Origin of the sequence: Flavobacterium sp. Arc3 (assembly GCF_041431375.1) — a bacterium.
In the GTDB taxonomy this organism is placed as follows: Bacteria; Bacteroidota; Bacteroidia; order Flavobacteriales; family Flavobacteriaceae; genus Flavobacterium.
In genome coordinates this window covers 1-18,669 of the sequence record NZ_JASMRI010000030.1, presented here as the reverse complement: position 1 = coordinate 18,669, position 18,669 = coordinate 1, and the positions used below count along the sequence as shown (strand labels likewise).

General features: G+C 33.8%; 11 protein-coding genes. 9 read left to right on the top strand and 2 right to left on the bottom strand.

Annotated features, from left to right (window positions below):
- Positions 1-112: 112 nt before the first annotated feature.
- Positions 113-1,639: a hypothetical protein gene (locus tag QO200_RS17130; protein ID WP_371542615.1), complete on the bottom strand. Its 1,527-nt coding sequence runs from the start codon at positions 1,637-1,639 to the stop codon at positions 113-115.
- A gap of 201 nt (positions 1,640-1,840) precedes the next feature.
- Between QO200_RS17130 and QO200_RS17125 the strand changes: the two genes are divergently transcribed.
- From QO200_RS17125 to brxL, 9 genes are all read left to right on the top strand, one after another.
- Positions 1,841-2,044, top strand: coding sequence for a helix-turn-helix domain-containing protein (locus QO200_RS17125; RefSeq protein ID WP_371542613.1), 204 nt, complete (start codon positions 1,841-1,843; stop codon positions 2,042-2,044).
- Position 2,045: 1 nt separating this feature from the next.
- Positions 2,046-2,660 carry a BrxA family protein gene (locus QO200_RS17120; protein ID WP_371542610.1) on the top strand — a complete coding sequence of 205 codons (615 nt, stop codon included), beginning with the start codon at positions 2,046-2,048 and terminating at the stop codon, positions 2,658-2,660.
- Entirely contained in the window at positions 2,660-3,271 is a 612-nt protein-coding gene (locus QO200_RS17115) for a BREX protein BrxB domain-containing protein (RefSeq protein WP_371542607.1), read from the top strand. Before QO200_RS17120 ends, QO200_RS17115 begins: the two co-directional genes overlap by 1 nt.
- Positions 3,272-3,275: 4 nt before the next feature.
- Positions 3,276-6,788: a BREX system P-loop protein BrxC gene (gene brxC, locus QO200_RS17110; RefSeq protein ID WP_371542604.1), complete on the top strand. Its 3,513-nt coding sequence runs from the start codon at positions 3,276-3,278 to the stop codon at positions 6,786-6,788.
- Positions 6,789-6,795: 7 nt separating this feature from the next.
- Positions 6,796-10,431 (top strand): BREX-1 system adenine-specific DNA-methyltransferase PglX, encoded by a 3,636-nt coding sequence (gene pglX / locus QO200_RS17105; RefSeq protein ID WP_371542601.1) that lies wholly within the window; start codon positions 6,796-6,798, stop codon positions 10,429-10,431.
- A gap of 172 nt (positions 10,432-10,603) precedes the next feature.
- On the top strand, positions 10,604-10,951 hold the full coding sequence (locus tag QO200_RS17100; protein WP_371542599.1) for a helix-turn-helix domain-containing protein: 348 nt from the start codon (positions 10,604-10,606) through the stop codon (positions 10,949-10,951).
- Positions 10,952-12,244: a type II toxin-antitoxin system HipA family toxin gene (locus QO200_RS17095; protein ID WP_371542596.1), complete on the top strand. Its 1,293-nt coding sequence runs from the start codon at positions 10,952-10,954 to the stop codon at positions 12,242-12,244.
- 10 nt (positions 12,245-12,254) lie between these two features.
- Complete coding sequence (gene pglZ, locus QO200_RS17090) at positions 12,255-14,810, top strand: BREX-1 system phosphatase PglZ type A (RefSeq protein ID WP_371542593.1); 2,556 nt, start codon at positions 12,255-12,257, stop codon at positions 14,808-14,810.
- 12 nt (positions 14,811-14,822) lie between these two features.
- On the top strand, positions 14,823-16,853 hold the full coding sequence (gene brxL, locus QO200_RS17085) for a BREX system Lon protease-like protein BrxL (protein ID WP_371542591.1): 2,031 nt from the start codon (positions 14,823-14,825) through the stop codon (positions 16,851-16,853).
- 70 nt (positions 16,854-16,923) lie between these two features.
- On the opposite strand, the gene QO200_RS17080 is transcribed toward brxL, so the two are convergent.
- The gene (locus QO200_RS17080) at positions 16,924-18,321 is read right to left on the bottom strand and encodes a hypothetical protein (protein ID WP_371542587.1); all 1,398 of its coding nucleotides are present in this window, start codon (positions 18,319-18,321) and stop codon (positions 16,924-16,926) included.
- Between the last annotated feature and the right edge of the window lie 348 nt (positions 18,322-18,669).

Genomic DNA, 18,669 nt, shown 5'->3' with positions numbered 1-18,669 from the left:
CCTTATAATGAAGGGCTAAGGTACGCCGCAATGCGTATCTGTACCAGTAATATTTTGAAAATATCTTTATAGGGGCTAAGGGGTTGTTCTTTGTTGTCTGAAAGGGGTTTTGCTATTTTGATAGTTTTGCAGTGGTATACACACCTAGTTTGATGACAACGGTATCCATTACTTCTTTTACTCTCTCGGCATGTGTGGGATCGAAAAATATGGCATCATAAACGTATCCTACATATATATATTCCCTGTTCAAAATTCGAATGACTTCTGTCATGATGTCAACTTCTAGTCTAAATAATCGGTGTGAGGTTATTTTGTGTTTATGATTGTCAGCTTGTTTTTCGTTAATAATATTAGTCAACATCCAGTTTTCAAATCTTTTGTAATAATTATATAATGGTGATTGTTTCATTTGCCACACTTCCATATTAAAGAAGGCTAAATGTTCTACTTTTACTTTATGTTCGTCAATATCAATCGAATTAGCTATTTTCGTATGTGTTACATATTGAGAATTACCGCCGTATATTGATATTGCTAAATTGGGATGTAAGCAACTGTAATCACACTCGCTTATTTTTTTACCATTTACTTTAACCAAGTTTCTAATCCAGGAGGGCATAAGCGTAAAGCAATCGACCACTCGTCCCCCACTAGCTGCACCACCAGGTATAGGAATCATAATACCATTTACAATCAGTCTTTCAAATATTTTTACTGCATCTTCGACAAAAGAATATTTGCTTGAATCTTTAAAATATGATTTACTATGCTTGTTTAGTCTTTTTAGAATTTTGCCTTTTTTGTTTTTATATTTCATTGAAATTAGTCTATCAGCTTCATCGTCAATCTCAATTAAAGTGGGTAATGTTACTAATTGATAAAACTTAATTAAGTTTTGACAAATGATATTGTTTTTTGTATTGTGCCATTTTTTTTGATGGCAGTTTTGTAAAAGGACTTTTGCCTTTGTGGTTTGTAGTTTATAAGATGAATAGCCTTTCCCTCTATAGTTGTCAGCTAATCTGTAATGGTAGTTTTTTGTTCCCCTAATATATATGCCATCACATTCGATTATTGTTCCTTTTGAAGTGGGTGTTGACATTACATCTGTTATCTTTTTATAGCATAGTGGATCAGTGGTGAAGAATTCACGCAGGTATGCAGCATTGAGTGATTTCCATACATCGTCGTTTTGATTATCATTGGTGTAGGATGTTGAATCTAATTGCATTAAAAAAAGCAAACAATATTCAATAGCTACGTTTAAATCGGCATCTACTTTTCTCAATTGAAATTTGGAAACATATTTTTGTAGGACATGTAAAACTTTATTTGGAATATAAATATGACTCGATTGGTTGAAAAACAGCGTATTTTGAGCACATATTGCTGTTGGTATAGTGCTGCTGTTTTGACACTTAATGCCCGCTGTACATGGTGTTTTACATGTGTAACTAGTTCTATTTAATAATACATCATAAATGAGGTTATATGTATTATTTAAATTATAATTTAATTTAATCTGATCTAATACTTGATCATCGTTGACGGTCTTTCTATTCTGGTTTGTTAATTCTAATTGATCTTTAACACTTCTAATACTATAATTGATATTTGTGTTTAAATGTAGTTTCATAAGCTAATTTTATACAGCTTATAGACAGAAAGGGTGTAAAAGTTTAGAATTGAAACGTTAAATTTTAATGATCATTAATAATAGAAGGTGACAAATGGTGACCGGAGCGGTTAAGCTAAATGAATAATTAATCAAAAAAGACTATCTCATATTTTGTTATATACAGTATAAAATTCTACTTTTAAACCATAAATTTTTCAAATGAATAGAATAAAGGTAGAGTTAGAGAAAAAAGGACTGACCCAGACTTGGTTAGCCGAAAATTTAGGCAAAAGTTACAATATGGTTAACTCGTACGCACAGAATAGAAGACAACCTACTATTGAACAGTTATATAAAATCGCAATACTATTGCGAGTAGAGGCGAAAGATCTATTGGTGGAAAATAATAGCATTATTAACTAATATGATCGACGATAAAATTAAATACAGTACAGCTTTTACCGCTGGTGCACTACTTACTCGCGAAACAGAAGCAATAATTGGTTCTATAATCAATATTGAAGATTTCATAGTGGGAAAAGAAACGGTTAACTACACCGTCATTCCCGTGAATGCTGAGAGTTCCAAGAAACGATTGAAAAGTGAAATAGAAAAGAGGTTACGTGCTCTAAATAACCCTACACTAATTGATCGCTTTACAACAGCAAACAAATTCACTAAAAACGTGATCTTATTTTATGCAATATGTAAGACGTATCCAATAATCAAACATTTTATGTTGGAAGTAGTTTTGAATAAATGGCAAAATTTGGATACTGATTTAGCTGTCTCTGACTTTACTAACTTCTTGCATCGTAAGATGGACCACCATCCTGAACTGGAAAAGATTACTGAAAAATCAATTTACAAATGTGGACAAGTGGTGATCAAAATGCTAATTGATTTAGGAATGGTCATTAAAAATAAGTTACAAAAAATAGATGTTGACACTACGATTCTAAAAGAATGTAACCTAGTGGGTGATTATTGGTTTATGGATGTGGCACTACTTAATGACATAGAAAAACAAGAGATATAATGATGTTTGATAGCAATAAATTGTATGATTTAATGGCTGACCGTGGTTTTCAGGCACCACGGACCGGTAACTTGTTTTTCCCTGCTTACATCTATACGTATAAGCCCGAATTGGAATATGAGATGAGGAAGGAAATTGCCTTTCTAATTGAAAAATTGGAACGACCAAACAATTATCTGAATTGCCTTGTGATCAACATGTATGAAGAAATGATTCATTTCTTGAAAGGTGAAGTATTTTCCGGGAGTACACTTTTTGATTTAATTTTGGAAAAAGAAAAAGAAGATTCGGATGAAGCTTTGGATTGGATTCTTGAAGAAATTAATGATGGTAATTTTTACACCAATTTTGAAAACAAGGTAAAAGCGCACTTCGCCAACAATGATGATAACAAAAAGGTATACCTCGTTTTACATGGTTTTGGTAGTGCATACCCCTATTTACGAGTTTCCGACTTCCTAAAAAACACAGAACAACTAATCAAAGAATTTAAGATAATCATCTTTTATCCGGGGAATTACGAACACAACAATTACAATATGTTCGGGTTACTAAATGACGATAATTTATACCGAGCGAATCACTTAAACAAATACTTAGCAACAGAATAGTACTATGATAGCAATTAAAGAACTTTACGACAAAGAAATTACACGAAGAATTAATCCTGCTGTTGTGGTGAGTGAAATGGAAGACTATTTCATCAATCAAGAGATTGAAGAATATGTCTTTACCCCTGGTATTACTAAAAATGTCTACAAATTCCTGGATTCCGTTGCCAATAAGAAAGAAGGTAAAACGGGTGTATGGATCAGTGGATACTACGGTAGTGGAAAGTCTCACTTTATTAAGTATTTGTTTTATTGTCTAAATAAAAAATACAGAGAAAAAGCATTTGTTAATTTCATTGAAGGTGCCAAAAATCTAGGTGCTTTAGAGGAACCAAATCCTAATCTGCTATCACTATTGCAGAAGAAATTGAACGCATTAGAGATTGAAGAAATAATGTTTAATATAGATGCAGTATCAGGGAATAAGGATGCTAAAGATCGCATCACCAGAGTACTGTTGAACCAACTGAATCATTTTAGAGGTTATAACAGTTCCAACATCGCACTAGCCTTGTATTTGGAAAAATTACTGGACAAAAAAGGGTGCTTTGAGATATTTAAACAAAAAATTAAAGAACAGTTTAACGAAGAATGGTCAGGTATTAACATTCAAAGATTCGTCAAATCATCACTGACTAAAGTGCTTGATATTGCCTGTGGTTGTAATCCCGAATTTGACGTAGAATCATTAAAAAATGCTATTAAAGACAAGGAACAAGACTATACTATAGATTTCTTAATCGAAGAGTTTCAAGATTTCCTAAAAGAGAAACCTGATAACTACCGAATGATCTTCCTGTTGGACGAAGTATCTCAGTACATTGGGTCTAATACAGCACTTTTACTCAATTTACAGACCATAGTAGAAGAAATAGGTACTAATATCGGAACGAAAATATGGATAGTTTGCACGGCACAGCAGGATCTATCCAATTTGATCGACAACACAGATACTAAAACGGGTGATTTCGGTAAAATTCTTGGTCGATTTGAAACGATTATTTCTCTGGAAAGTCAAGATGCCACGTACATCACCAAAAAGAGAGTATTAGAAAAGAAAGCTGATGGTATCGGTACGCTTTCTGAGTATTATAAAAAGAACAAGGGTGCGGTGGACAATCAATTTGTATTTGATCATGACTTATATGAAAATTACAAAGACAAAGAAGATTTTACGCTGACATATCCATTCGTTCCTTACCAATTTCGTCTAATTTCGGATGTATTCGAATCCTTTAGTAATGTAGGTTACGTGGGACAGGGGGTGAAGAACACCGAACGTTCCATCTTAGGCATCACCCACTTTACAGCAGAGAAATGTAAGGATGAGGAAGTAGGATATTTTGTTCCTTTTGATCTGTTCTTCAATGACCAATTTGATAAAAACCTGACTTTTGTAGCGCGAAGTATCTTGGATCGTGCCTACCACATCAATGAAGTGAAAGATAACGAATTTGCCCGTCGTGTTGTGAATGTTTTATTCATGATTTCCAATTTAGGTGAAAGTCATCGAGTGAATTTTCCGGCTAATGTTGAAAATTTAGCTTTATTACTGATGAAAGCAGTAGATACACCAAAGCTAGAAGTTCAGAAGGATGTTACTGCTATACTGGAATTATTAGTTCAGAAAAACATCATTCAGGTTAGTGAAGGTAAGTACCGCTTCTTAAAAGATGATGAGATTGATGTTGCACAATTGATTAAATCGACTAGCATCAATAGCGAAGATCGTTTTGATTACTTCTACAAAGACATTATAGATAAAATCATTAAGCCAAAGCCTGATATTAACTTTTTTGGAAACAGAAACTTTAAAGCTGCGTTGGGTATTGATGACAAGGAAATTATCAGAAATGGTGATTTTAAAATTAGATTTTCAGTGTTTGATGTTGCTGATTTACAACAATTAGCAATCAACAGTCCTGCAAATGATTTGGTGATTGCCATTGGTGATTGGTTCAATAGGGATAATGAGCTGAAAAGTAAGTTTTTGGAATATGCACGCACGCAAAAATTCATTGCTAATAACTCAGCGAATGCTACGGGTACACGCGTGGAAACACTAAACAATTTCAGAAATACAAATGTTATAGTTTTAAATGAAATTAAGTTTCGATTTGAGCAAAAGTTTTTGAACACAAGCATCATATCAAACCAACAAGTGGTTACAGCGGATGAACTGAAAGGTGCTACCATTGCGGCTCGTTTGGAAGCAATGATAATAAGACATTTAGAAGTGACTTATAGCAAGCACGACCTGAGTAATGCCTATGCTACTTCAAACGCCACGCTGATTGCTAACGCTAAATCAAAGCAAATAAAGGCTAATACAGGCTTAGATATTGCAGAAGAAGAGTTGGTGAATAAAATGGCTTTAATGGGCGAGAATCCAAGTGTTGATGATGTAATTAAACACTTTGAAAGAACACCATACGGTTGGAAAGACCTGGCTATTTTAGATATATTATTAAAGATTGCTCAAAAAGGGGTAAAACGATTTGAGTGGAAAAACGATAGTATTGATTTGGTTCAATTTATTGATAAAGGTCTGAATAGCCGTGAACGAGATTCTATTTTAATTCTCAATCAGAAAGCACATTCACAAGAAGAAATTAACGGATTTATTCACGCGGTAAACCATGAAATATTTGCAGAAACTATAATTGTCACATCTTCTGATTTGAAAGAAGCTGTGGATCAATTAAGGCTAAAATTAGGTACCAAATTACTTGAAGTAAATAAGATAAAGGAAGAATATGAAATTTATCCTTTTGGTACACATATTAAAAAATTCCACAAGGGATTAACGGAATTATTCACTGCTCGTGATCAAGAACAAGTTTTGGCATTGGTAGGTCAAAATAAAACGATGCTGAAAGCAGATCGTGATTTGTACACGGATGTTGTGGAATTTACGCAGCATAACTTCAAAACCTATGAGCAAATCAAAGAATTCATTGGTAATAACAAGTCCAATTTCAATTCGTTGGATGAAGTGCAACAAGTGTCTGCTCAAAAATTGATTGAGTACGTGCAGTCAGACATGGAACCCTGGGAAAGTTTGCCCCAAATGAAAAAAGCATACAAAGAGATTCATGACGCTTTAGATTCTAAAATTAAAGAGTTACGTACACAAGCTGTTAAAATGTATGAGACGGTATTTTCTGAAATCAGCAACCATAAACATAATCTAGGGGTTACAGAGTCTAATTTAACGACTGACGATAGCTATATCAATAGAATTCATAAAGAGAAAAGTTTGAATCAATTGGAAATTTATATCCTTAAAATCAATGACTTTAGATCGGAAAACTTTAAGGTTTTAGAAGATTTTAAAGCAAAATCAGAAGCTAAAAAAACTGGTGCAACCTATCAGCAGAGTGTTACTATTAGTGTGGCAAATGAAATGCCACCCACAACTATTGAAAACGCCGAGCAATTGGAAGATTATATCAAAAAGCTGAGAGAGCGCTTAATGGTGAAACTAGCTAAAAATCAAAAAATATTCTTGAACTAAATAAGATATGAATACAAATAACATAAAATCGTTTGCCAAACAAGCACGATTACTATTAATGGAAGGCGTTAAACAACGCCTTTTGTATTGGGGTTTTGATGATCAAGGAAATTGCACTGAAAATCTAGAATCTACCACCGGTGGATATATTTTTCGTACTGAAGTTTTTAATGATGATAGTGTTCCCGCCAAATGGCAAAAGCTGAAAAGTAAACTAACGGACAAGCAAAGCGTTCAAGATACTATTGAAGAAGCTGCTTATACGTGGTTCAATAGGTTGATGGCTATCAACATTTTAGAAAAAAGAGGGTATGTTCCGGCTACATTAGCGCATGTCGATGGAATTAAAACGCCACATATTGTTCAAAATGCCAAACGTGGAAACCACCAACTGAAACAACAAAAATACATCAGCTTGTTGCAGCAGTATTTGATGGACGAACAAGAAGAGCAAGCTTTAGGCTTGTTATTAACACGTTTGTGTAACAATAATGTGCTATTACACGACGTGTTTGGACGAATTGATGATTATACTGAAATCTTGCTTCCTACTAATTTATTACAGCGCAATGGATTTATAGATTTACTGAACAGTGATGTTATTACCGCTACGGAATATAAAGAAGCTGAATTGATTGGATGGTTGTACCAATTCTATATTGCTGATAAAAAAGATGAAGTTTATAAAGGATTCAAATCTAATATCAAAGCTAGGTTAGAAGATATTCCAGCGGCAACCCAAATATTTACACCCAAATGGATTGTTAAATATATGGTTGAAAATACCGTGGGAAAAATATACTTGGATTATGATACTAATTCTGCTTTAAAATCAGAAATGAAGTATTTTGTAGAGAATGAAAATACAGCAGAAGAACAAACTGCAAGCTACATTTTATCCTCGTTGGAAGAGTTAACAATAGTGGATCCAGCCGCAGGAAGTGGACATATTTTGGTAACTGGATTTGATTTGTTGTTCAAGATGTACCGTGAGCAAGGTTATACTGCTAAAAACGCTGTTATAAGCATTTTACAAAACAATATTTACGGTTTGGACATAGATGATCGAGCGATGCAATTGGCTCGTTTTGCGGTATTGCTAAAAGCTGCTGAGTTTTATCCCGAAGTGCTGAATATCACCGAAAACGGAATATTGTTATTGCCACACATTTATAGTTTTCCCGAAGCACACCACTTTCAAATTGAAGAATTACAAAACTTTTTAACCACCCAAGGTGCTGCTTTTGTGGCAGAACTAAAAGATGCCTTACTACTGCTTAATGAAGGGAAAAATATTGGAGTAGCATTAAAATTTGATTTATCATCAGAGGCTTATACTTTTATTACGGATCAATATACAAGCTGGAATGACCAATACCAAGCTGGAACTTTGGATATTTTGCAACTAGATTTGTGGAACAACTTAAAACCATTTGTCGCAGTGTTGTTGGTGGTTACTAAAAAGTACACAGCAGTAGTTGCAAACCCACCATATATGACTCAGGTAAATATGAATTCTCAATTGAAAGATTATATTAGTAAGGAATATCCTGAAACTAAGTCAGATTTAATGACAGTGTTTATGGAAATCATACCATATATGACACTTGATAATTCTCGTTTTGCCTTAATAAATTTACCCTCATGGTTGTTTCTTTCTTCTTTTGAAAAGCTAAGAGTAAGCTATATTGGTAACTACCATTTTGAAAGTTTGTTACATATGGGACGTGGTATTTTTGGTATTGACTTTGGATCAGTAGCATTTACCATGAAAAAAGAACAAAAGGAAAATACTTTCGGTAATTATTTCAGATTGCACGAACGTAATTTCCAGCATATCCATTTTGAAGATATTGAAAAGCTGTTTTTATATGCAAATGGTAATGTAAATTATAAATACGATTTCAATTTATATCGTGGTGATGATGGTATAACTGAAATACCAAAGGAAGGTACAGAAAATGGACAAAGGCTTTTTTATCCTAGTATAGCACAAGATAATTTTGAAAAAATTCCTGGTAGTCCAATAGGGTATTGGGTAAGTGATAAAATCGTTAACTTGTTTGATAAAGAGAGAAAAGTTGGTGATGAATTCAATTCTAGTAATGGTGTTCAAACAGGAAAAAATGAAATATATGTTAGATTATGGCATGAAATTGAAATCGCCAAAAAAGATAAATGGAAACCATATATAAAAGGCGGTTCATTTAGAAAGTGGTATGGAAATAATAATTGCGTGATAAATTGGGAAAATAATGGACAACTTATTAGATTAGAAAAAAATTCTTGTACCAGAGGAGAGGAATTCTATTTTAAGGAATGTGTTAGCTGGTCTGACGTAACTTCGGGTCAATTAGGAGCTAGATATTATAATGAAGGATTTTTATTCGATGCTTCTGGTCCTTCTTCTTTTCCAAAAAATGAAATTTCTTTATTTTCAGTATTAGGAATATTAAATACAAAATTTGCAAATGATATAGCTAGACTACTAAATCCGACCTTACATTTTCAATCAGGAAACTTTAGAAATATACCTTACATAAAGCAAATAGGCTTCAATGATGATTTCAAAAAAATAAGTATACATTGTTCAAATATTTCAAAAAAAGATTGGGACGCTAGAGAAAATTCATGGGATTTTGAACAATCACCACTACTAAACGAAAGAGGTTTTTTAAAAGATGCTTACCAAAAATGGCAAGATGATGTAACTAATGAATTCTTTCAATTACATGAAAATGAAGAAGAACTCAATCGTATTTTTATAGAAATTTATGGTTTGCAGGATGAGTTATCGCCAGAAGTGTCTTTAAAAGATATTACCATCTTACAAGAAGAACTAAATGGTAAAGATTTAGAGCAATTAGAGTCAGTTTTTAGGTCAGAAGGTAAAAATGCAGTGGTGTTGCCAATAAAAAAAGACGAAGTAATCAGTCAGTTTATAAGTTTTGCCATTGGTGTTTTTATGGGGCGTTACCGCCTAGATAAACCCGGTTTACACATTGCACACCCCCAACCAACCGAGGATGAATTAGGTTCTTATGAAGTAGTATTGCAAGGTGTAAAACGCACCGTTACTATTGATGAAGATGCTATTGTACCTTTAATGGGGAGCGAATGTGCTTTCCCAGATGATGCTTTTGTGCGTATCAAAGAATTGGTACACGATTTGTGGGGCGAAGCAACACTCACTGAAAATTTAAACTTCATCAATGAATGTTTAGGTACAGATTTAGACAAATGGTTGACGGAAAAGTTGTGGGGGTATCACACGAGTATGTACAAAAAGAAACCTATTTATTGGTTGTTTTGTTCTAACCCAAAGAAGCCACAAGCGTCAGCTTTTAAAGTTTTAGTGTACATGCACCGCATGGATAAATACACTATCAGTAAAATACAACGTAACTATTTGCACTCACACCAGGAGTGGATCAAACAAGAAATTGAAAATGCTGTCGCGAACGAAAGTAGTTTGTCCAAATCAGACCTAAAACGCCTAGATAAATTACGTATTTGGGAGCTAGAATGTAGAGATTACAACGAAACCTTGAAAGCATTGGCACTGAACGAAATTACATTTGATCTAGATGATGGTGTAACGGTGAACTATGAAAAGTTTGAAGGGGCAGTAGCGAAGATTTAAGGGATAATACTCTTGTAAAAAGGGATAGCAATCTCTATTTTGTTGGTAAAATACATCATTAACACGTTTAAAAGCGGTTAGTGATGGATTTTTACAACAAACACAATGTAGTGTTGTTTTTTTAAGTATATTTGTTGGGAAATACCCGCACTGACTGTAATTTATGCCAATAATGATGGAAAATAACAACATGGAATGGATCGCTATGAGTGATAAAGCAATTGTTGCTCAAATTGGTGCTTTTATAAAAGAGCAACGTTTGCAGAATAATAAAACGCAATCGCAAATAGCAGAAGAAGCGGGTGTAAACAGGTCGACTTTGAGTCAAATAGAGAATGGTGAAGCTATTTCGATGCTTTCCCTTATTCAGATCATGAGGGTATTAGGTATTTTGCACCTTTTCGAAACTTTTAAAGTGACTCATGAAGTTAGTCCGTTAGAATTAGCAAAAATGGATCAACAAAAAAGGCAACGCGCCAGCACTAAAAATAACGACGACACAAGTAAATCAGACTGGTAAATGATCAAAACAGCATTTGTAAAATTATGGGGCGAAACCGTGGGTGCAGTAGCATGGAATTCAGATACAGAGTTAGCCAGTTTTGAGTATGAGCCTAAGTTTATAGCTAAAAACTGGGATTTGGCACCAATTAAAATGCCAATTGCTACTAGTAATAAACGTATTTTTTCATTTCCTGAGCTTAGAACAGTACAGACTTTTAGAGGTTTACCTGGTTTACTTGCCGATGTATTACCTGATGACTATGGTAATCAATTAATAAATAGTTGGTTAGCGAAAAAAGGTCGTCCAGAAAATAGTATGAATCCCGTAGAGCTACTTTGTTTTATTGGAACACGTGGAATGGGTGCTTTAGAGTTTGAACCAACACAATTGAAAGCTTCTAAAAAAGCATTTGATATTGAAATTGATAGTTTAATTGGTATATCTCAAAAGATCCTCAATAAACGGGAAGGTTTTGAAGCCAATTTGAACGAAGACGAGGAGCAAGCAATGCTGGATATTCTAAAAGTAGGAACATCAGCAGGTGGTGCTCGACCTAAAGCGATCATTGCTTACAACGAAAAGACGGGTCAAGTGAAGTCTGGACAAACAACGGCACCAAAAGGCTTTGAGCATTGGCTGATTAAGCTGGATACGGTGAGCGACAAACAGTTTGGTGAAAGTACGGGTTATGGAAGAGTCGAAATGAGCTATTACCTGATGGCGAAAGCTTGCGGAATTGATATGATGGAATGCCGCTTGATGGAAGAAAATGGCAGAGCTCATTTTATGACCAAACGATTCGATAGGGAGGATGGAGATGTTAAACATCATATTCAGACCTTGTGTGCCATGCAACATTATGATTTTAAGCAAATCACAAGTTATAGTTACGAGCAACTATTTCAAACCATGCGTTTATTGCAATTGCCTTATCCGCAAGCAGAGCAGTTATACAGAAGGATGGTGTTTAATGTAATAGCCAGAAATTGTGATGATCACACCAAAAACTTTGCTTTTAGATTAATTCAAAATGAACGTTGGGAACTAACACCAGCTTATGATATTTGTTTTGCATACCGTCCGGATAGTGAGTGGGTAAGTCAACACAACTTGAGTATTAACGGTAAAAGAAAGGACATCACTTTGGACGATTTATTAGCAGTAGCCAAGGCAATGAATATTAAGAAGGCTACCGTGATAGTGAATCAGATTAGTGAGACAGTAAAAAAATGGTATGAATTTGCAGAAGAAGTTAATGTGGAAAAAAGCATTAAAGAGCAAATTGGTAAGGCACATTTAATTCTATAAAACAACAGTAATGTTCGCAGATAAAGTAATTCAGAAATTTACAGAAAGTGGTAAGGACAAACTCTTTTATTTTGATACCGATGGTTCAAAGAAAGAGGAATTGGCTGCTATTGAAGTTGCAGGAATAAGAGTTGTAGAAGTTAATCAAAATTACTTTGAACTGAAATATAAGCTGGAAATGGAATGGAAATCTGAAAAGATATTCCTATACCATTCTTTTGCGAAGCCAGAGGGCAATAAGGTAAAAAAATATCCATTACTGGATTTACTTCAAGCCAATTTGGAACTGAAACTGGATGAAGTTTCAGAATTCTTAGCGGATTATAACTTAAAAGAATACCATTCTGGTTTAGTAAGCAAATATTTTAAGTTGTTAAAAACAAAAGCAAATCAGAAAAAATTAGCTGGAATATTAGATCCCGAATATTTTGATGTTGACCCTTTGAAGAAAGGCTTAATATCGATTGTACTAGAGTTTAACACCGTTGAAGATAAGTCTGTGTGCATGTACAAATGGTTAACATTTGTATCGGATGAAAGTAAATTCAACAAAATCAATGATCAATTTAGAGCATTAGATCTAGATAATATGGTGTTGAAATGGTTTAATACTTTATTGGATACTAAAGAAGTGGCTTTGTCTGTTGAATCAGCTACCAATTGGGTTACCAAGTTAAAATACAACGTATTAATAGGTAATATTACTCGAACGAATGCTTTAGATACCTACAGTGAATTAAGAATTACCACCGCAGCGATCAATTATAAGTTAGTCAAGTTTTATGAATCCTGGCAGGAAAATCTAGTGGTAAATAAATCAATCGATGTGATCTTTAGTACATTAGGAAGCGATATTAATACACTTTCAATATTGAAATGGTACGGTATCGATTCGGAATACGGTTACTATTCGGAAGAAATGATTAATAAAGTGTTGGAACTGTTATATTCAGAAGTGGTTACAAATGCTTTAAAGACAAAAGAGGAGTGCATCCGCTGGAAAAAGGAAGAGAACATTTCGGCATTGAGCAAAAATCAAATTGGATTTCTATACTATGTGGCTTCGATGTACAGCATTCTTGAGAATTATAAGTCATTTCGTTTCAATACTGCTGATGATTATATCAAAGAATACACTGTAGAGCTGTACAAAGTAGATTTTAACTATCGAAAAGCGGTTATTGCCTTTGATTCCATGAGAGATCAATTGGATCAATTTGAAGCAATTGTGTTGCCCGTTTACGAAACACTGAATAATAAGTACGACCGATTTTTGATTGAGTATAATAGTGAGTGGCAAAAGCTGTTACACGAAAATAAATTCGATTTTCATAAAATAAATTGCAATAAACAGTTCAATTTTTATCAAGACAACATCGATCAAGCCGATTACAAAATGGCAGTGATTATTTCTGATGCTTTTCGTTATGAGCTAGGTCAAGAACTGTATAATGATTTACTTGCAGATAGTAAGAACAATTTATCAATCCAACCTTGTTTGGCTTCGATTCCATCCTATACGAATTTGGGAATGTCTAACTTATTGCCAAACAAAGGGATTACGGTGGAAAAAGGGGAACAAGATTTAATTTTTAAAATAAATGGTAAGCCAACAGCTAGCCAGTCTCGCCAATCTATTTTACAAGAAGTGGTTCCAGAGAGCTGTACAATTGACTATGCTGAAATTATAAAATTAAACACAGAGTCAGGTAAAGATTTATTTGTTAAGAATAAGTTGGTATACGTTTACCACGATTGGATGGATGCAATTGGGGATAAAAGACGAACTGAACATGAGACACTAGAAGAAACACACAAAGCTATTGACCAAATAAAAAGATTGATCAAGAAGATTAGTGGCAGTTGGGATGTATCCCACATTTTAGTGACTTCTGATCATGGATTCCTCTACAACCATAACGCTTTAAAAGAAAGTGACAGAGAAGCACTACCGAAAGCAAAAGGATATACAAAAGACAATTCTCGTTTTGTGATAGCTGATAATTTTGAAGGTAAAACCGATGGTTATGTTTTTGACATGAAAAACACCACTAACATTGATACGGATTTAAAAATTGCGATTCCTAGAGCGATTAATAGATACCGTAAACAAGGTAATATAGGTATTCAATTTGTACATGGTGGGGCAAGTATTCAGGAATTGATAACACCGGTTCTGAAGCTGTACCGTCAAAAAAAGAAAGATGCGAATCAAACAGTAACCTACAAGAGGATTGATAATATAAGTAAAATCACCAGTGGTAGCATCAAAATAATTCTATTACAAAATGAACCAGTATCAAATGAGATAAAAGGTTCAGAAGTTACTGTAGGGTTGTATAACGATAAGGGTGAATTACTTTCACTGGAAGTTCCTTTGAATCTAAATTCAATTGCCACTAATCCAAAAGAGCGTGTTTATGAAACAATTTTAACGCTTACGACTCAAGGATCGAAAGCGACATTTTGTTACCTGAAAGTTTTTGAAAATAAAGATAAAAACAAACTGAATCCAATTGTAAATGACTTAATTACAATCAGCACTTTGATGGGGATGGATTTCTAAACTAATATGAAGATGGAATTAAAGAATAAAATTTTACAATACTTCGAAGGCAAAGTAGTTCGAAAAGATCTTACTTCAAAAATTAAAGGGAATGCAGTGGTGCCAACCTATGTTTTAGAGTATTTACTAGGGCAATACTGTGCGGTTGATGATCAGGCTATTATTGAGGATGGAATAGAAAAAGTCAAAGACATTATTAAGAATAATTATGTTCATAGAAGTGAAGCAGAGGTGGTCAAGGCTAATATTCGTGATAAGCAGAATTATAAAATCATTGATAAGGTAAATGTATCCCTAAACGATCGAGCGAACATCTATGAAGCAGAATTAGCCAATCTTGGAATTCGAAATGTACCGATTTCGGATAATTTGGTGATGCAAAACCAGAAATTATTGAGTGGTGGTGGTGTCTGGTGCATAATTAATATGGGATATTCACACGAAGAGGACATTAAAGTGCGATGGCAAATCGAAGATTTAAAGCCAATTCAAGTGTCGAACATTAGTGTTCCGGAGTACATGGATGCAAGATCTAATTTCAGCAGCGAAGAGTGGATAGATTTGTTGATGCACAGTATTGGGTTAAATCCAGAATTCTTTAACCGAAGAGGTAAATTAATTCAATTATCTAGGTTAATAACCCATACCGAAAATAATTACAATTTCATTGAGCTAGGACCAAAAGGAACAGGTAAGAGTCATATTTTTTCAGAACTTTCCCCTCATGGTGTTTTGGTTTCGGGTGGTGATGTGTCAAAGGCAAGATTATTTGTGAACAATACAGGTAATAAAATAGGACTTGTAGGGTATTGGGATGTTATTGCGTTAGATGAATTCGAACAAGACAAAGGTTCGAAAAAAGTGGATGGTGATTTGGTGAAAATCCTTCAAAATTACATGGCGAATCAGTCGTTTAATCGAGGAAAAGAGACGTATCAAGCAACAGCTTCACTAGCTTATGTTGGTAACACAAAGCATACTGTTCCATACATGTTGAAAAACACGCATTTATTTGAGTCCATTCCAGACGGATACATTAAAGGTGCATTTTTAGATCGTATGCACATATATATCCCAGGATGGGAAGTTAGAATATTAAAGAACTCGGTGTTTTCAACTGAATTTGGGTTCATAGTTGATTACATGGCAGAGATTCTAAAGGAATTGCGTAAGTCTGATTATAGTGGTATTCTTGATCAATATGTTGATTTGGATGGTTCGTTATCACAAAGAGACAAGACATCAATTCGCAAAACTTTTTCAGGATTGATGAAGTTGATTTATCCTAATAAAGAAATCACTGAAACAGAATTACTGGAATTACTAGACTTTGCTGTTGAAGGGCGTAAAAGAGTAAAAGATCAGCTATATATTATTGATGAAACGTTCCGAACAGAACCGGTTAGTTTTGAGTATACTATTAAATCAAACGGTGTAAAGGTTAGTCCAGAAACACTAGAAAAATTAAACTATCAAACAGAAATTGAGACTAAACAACTAGAAGTTAATGAGGAATCAATGGTTGAAAGTTCAGATATTGTTAAAAAAAATATTGTTGAAGAAAAATTAAAATTAACGCCCCACCAGTACATAATAAAAGATAATCAAACTGGAATTTCATACAAAAGTTTATTTGCTTCTTACCTAAAAGGTGCCATGAAAATTATCATTCAAGATCCTTATATCCGCTTGCCGTACCAGTTTAAGAATTTATTAGAATTTTGCGTGATGTTGAGTAATAACAAGGAAATAGAGCAGGAAATTGATCTTGAAATTATCACCTGGAATTCAGAAGAATACATGGATGATAGCACCACTTATTTAGAAGAAATTCAAGAAAGTGTTCAAGAAATAGGGATACATCTAACGTATCGTTTTGAAAATATTCACGACAGAAATATAATGGCTGATAACGGTTGGAAAATCACACTAGGTAGAGGATTAGATATTTTTGAAAAATCAGAAAATAGATTTAGCGTTGCGGATATAGATCAAACCAGACGGAAATGTAAAGCTTGTGAAATGACATATTTGAGGATTTAAAGTTGTATCGCTTCAGGTTGTTATTAAGGTAAATTGGATCAGTACTTCAAATAAGTTTAAGTAAAAGGTACTAATATTTATATAAAGCACAGTCTTTAGTATCTAGCACGTTAATTAAGTTAACTGCTTTACTCAGCATTGTTGTCTTATCATACGTTTGAACGATTGATGTGGACTTATTCTTTGGATGTGTAATTGGTTCTATATCAGTATCAAGAACACCAAGCTCTTTTAGATTGGTGACAAATGTACTTCGACAATTATGTGGGGTGAATACATCGCATAGCCTTTCTTTGGTTACAACAGCTTTTTTAATTGTGTAGTAATATTTTTTAACATCTACAAGGTTTTCAAATTTTAAGTATTTAAGATACTTTGTGATGTCTTTCCTAATGTTTACCTGCGCCGGAAATTTAGAAAAAACGTTTTCATTCTTCTGCAGGAAATCTTTAAGTGGGGCGAGTATAGGAATGACGGTAGTGAGGTCATCTTTGTTTTCTTTGTTTTTTCTAATTTGTGTTGTGATGCAGAAATAGTTTTTGGAGTTATGTTTCAGGTTTGTCGGTTCTAACTGATATAAAAACACCATGTCGCCAATCCTTAATCCAGTAAAGCAAGACTGTATGATATAATTTCTGGCATGGGTAAATTCTTTTGAGGAACTTACATCTGTTTCGATAATAGTTGTGAGTTGCTCGATCGTTAAAACTATTTCATTTCTTATTTCTCTTTTCTTTATTTCATATTTTTTGTGGCTATGATTAAATCCAATTTTGATATTGTCTTGATTCGCAGCAGCGAGAATTGCTCTGAAATGTTTGTTTGCTTTGGCGATTGTATTATGAGCATAGTATTCGCCAGTTTCGACCTTTTTAAGGTCGTTAATTGTTTTGAAGAAATCTTCGAAAATTTCACCAGTTAATTTAGCAAATGATAGTATTGTTATTGGATTTGATTTTGTTTCGTACTTTTTAATTTGGTTTTCCAGATTTGTATACTGTTTTCCTGTGGCTTCTGACCATCTTTCTGTAGATGTAATTTCAGCTGAAGTTCTTGTTGTAACAGTTTCCGCAATATATTTGGCGATACTAATGTCTTTCGACGTATTTTTTTTCATACCAAGTTTAGCTTGAATAATGTCTTTTAATTCGCTATTAGTTGGTAATCTGTCATGCTCATTTTCGAAAATCTCTAACTGTTTAGTGCTAGTGTTTTTAATTTTGTCGAGTGCATTATTTAAGGCTAATCCTTTTTTTCTCACATACGTTGCGTTACTGCAATAATCATCATTGTCCCAGTATTTTTTTTCGATGGAAAAACCAGTTGATAGTTTCAATGGCAGATATTTATATTTTCCGTTTTTTAAATTATCTTCTCTTAGTCCGTAGGACATATTGAAATAGATTAGATGTTCGCCATTTTTATTTGGTGTAGATTCTAGAGTAAAAGTGTGCTTTGGATTGGTCATGGGCTAAAAAATAAGCTTAATAATTTACGTGGCAATTCACGTGGTAAAAGTATGTTATAATATGCAATTTATTGATGTGAAATGAAATGTATTTTTTAATATAGTTTGTCTTAGTCCTATATTTTGTAGGGAATTGAAAGGTTTTGGGGTTTAATGGTGTGATAAGATATTTGTCCTTGTAGACCAACAAAAGCCTCTCAATTTTGAGAGGCTTTTTTTTTGGAGTAAATTTAAAAGCAGGGAAATGTAATTAGGTTCTGTTTTAAATAGCTTATGGATCAAGTCGAAAACCTGTGGAGCGATAAAAATTAGGCATAAATATTAGTTAGCCTAAAAAGAAAGAATTCC

What these genes read in the sequence shown, in the direction of transcription:
- brxC (WP_371542604.1), top strand. Translation starts at nt 3,276, where the DNA reads ATGATAGCAATTAAAGAACTTTACGACAAAGAAATTACACGAAGAATT.
- QO200_RS17115 (WP_371542607.1), top strand. Translation starts at nt 2,660, where the DNA reads ATGATGTTTGATAGCAATAAATTGTATGATTTAATGGCTGACCGTGGT.
- QO200_RS17125 (WP_371542613.1), top strand. Translation starts at nt 1,841, where the DNA reads ATGAATAGAATAAAGGTAGAGTTAGAGAAAAAAGGACTGACCCAGACT.
- QO200_RS17100 (WP_371542599.1), top strand. Translation starts at nt 10,604, where the DNA reads ATGATGGAAAATAACAACATGGAATGGATCGCTATGAGTGATAAAGCA.
- QO200_RS17095 (WP_371542596.1), top strand. Translation starts at nt 10,952, where the DNA reads ATGATCAAAACAGCATTTGTAAAATTATGGGGCGAAACCGTGGGTGCA.
- brxL (WP_371542591.1), top strand. Translation starts at nt 14,823, where the DNA reads ATGGAATTAAAGAATAAAATTTTACAATACTTCGAAGGCAAAGTAGTT.
- pglX (WP_371542601.1), top strand. Translation starts at nt 6,796, where the DNA reads ATGAATACAAATAACATAAAATCGTTTGCCAAACAAGCACGATTACTA.
- QO200_RS17080 (WP_371542587.1), bottom strand. Translation starts at nt 18,321, where the DNA reads ATGACCAATCCAAAGCACACTTTTACTCTAGAATCTACACCAAATAAA.
- QO200_RS17130 (WP_371542615.1), bottom strand. Translation starts at nt 1,639, where the DNA reads ATGAAACTACATTTAAACACAAATATCAATTATAGTATTAGAAGTGTT.
- QO200_RS17120 (WP_371542610.1), top strand. Translation starts at nt 2,046, where the DNA reads ATGATCGACGATAAAATTAAATACAGTACAGCTTTTACCGCTGGTGCA.
- pglZ (WP_371542593.1), top strand. Translation starts at nt 12,255, where the DNA reads ATGTTCGCAGATAAAGTAATTCAGAAATTTACAGAAAGTGGTAAGGAC.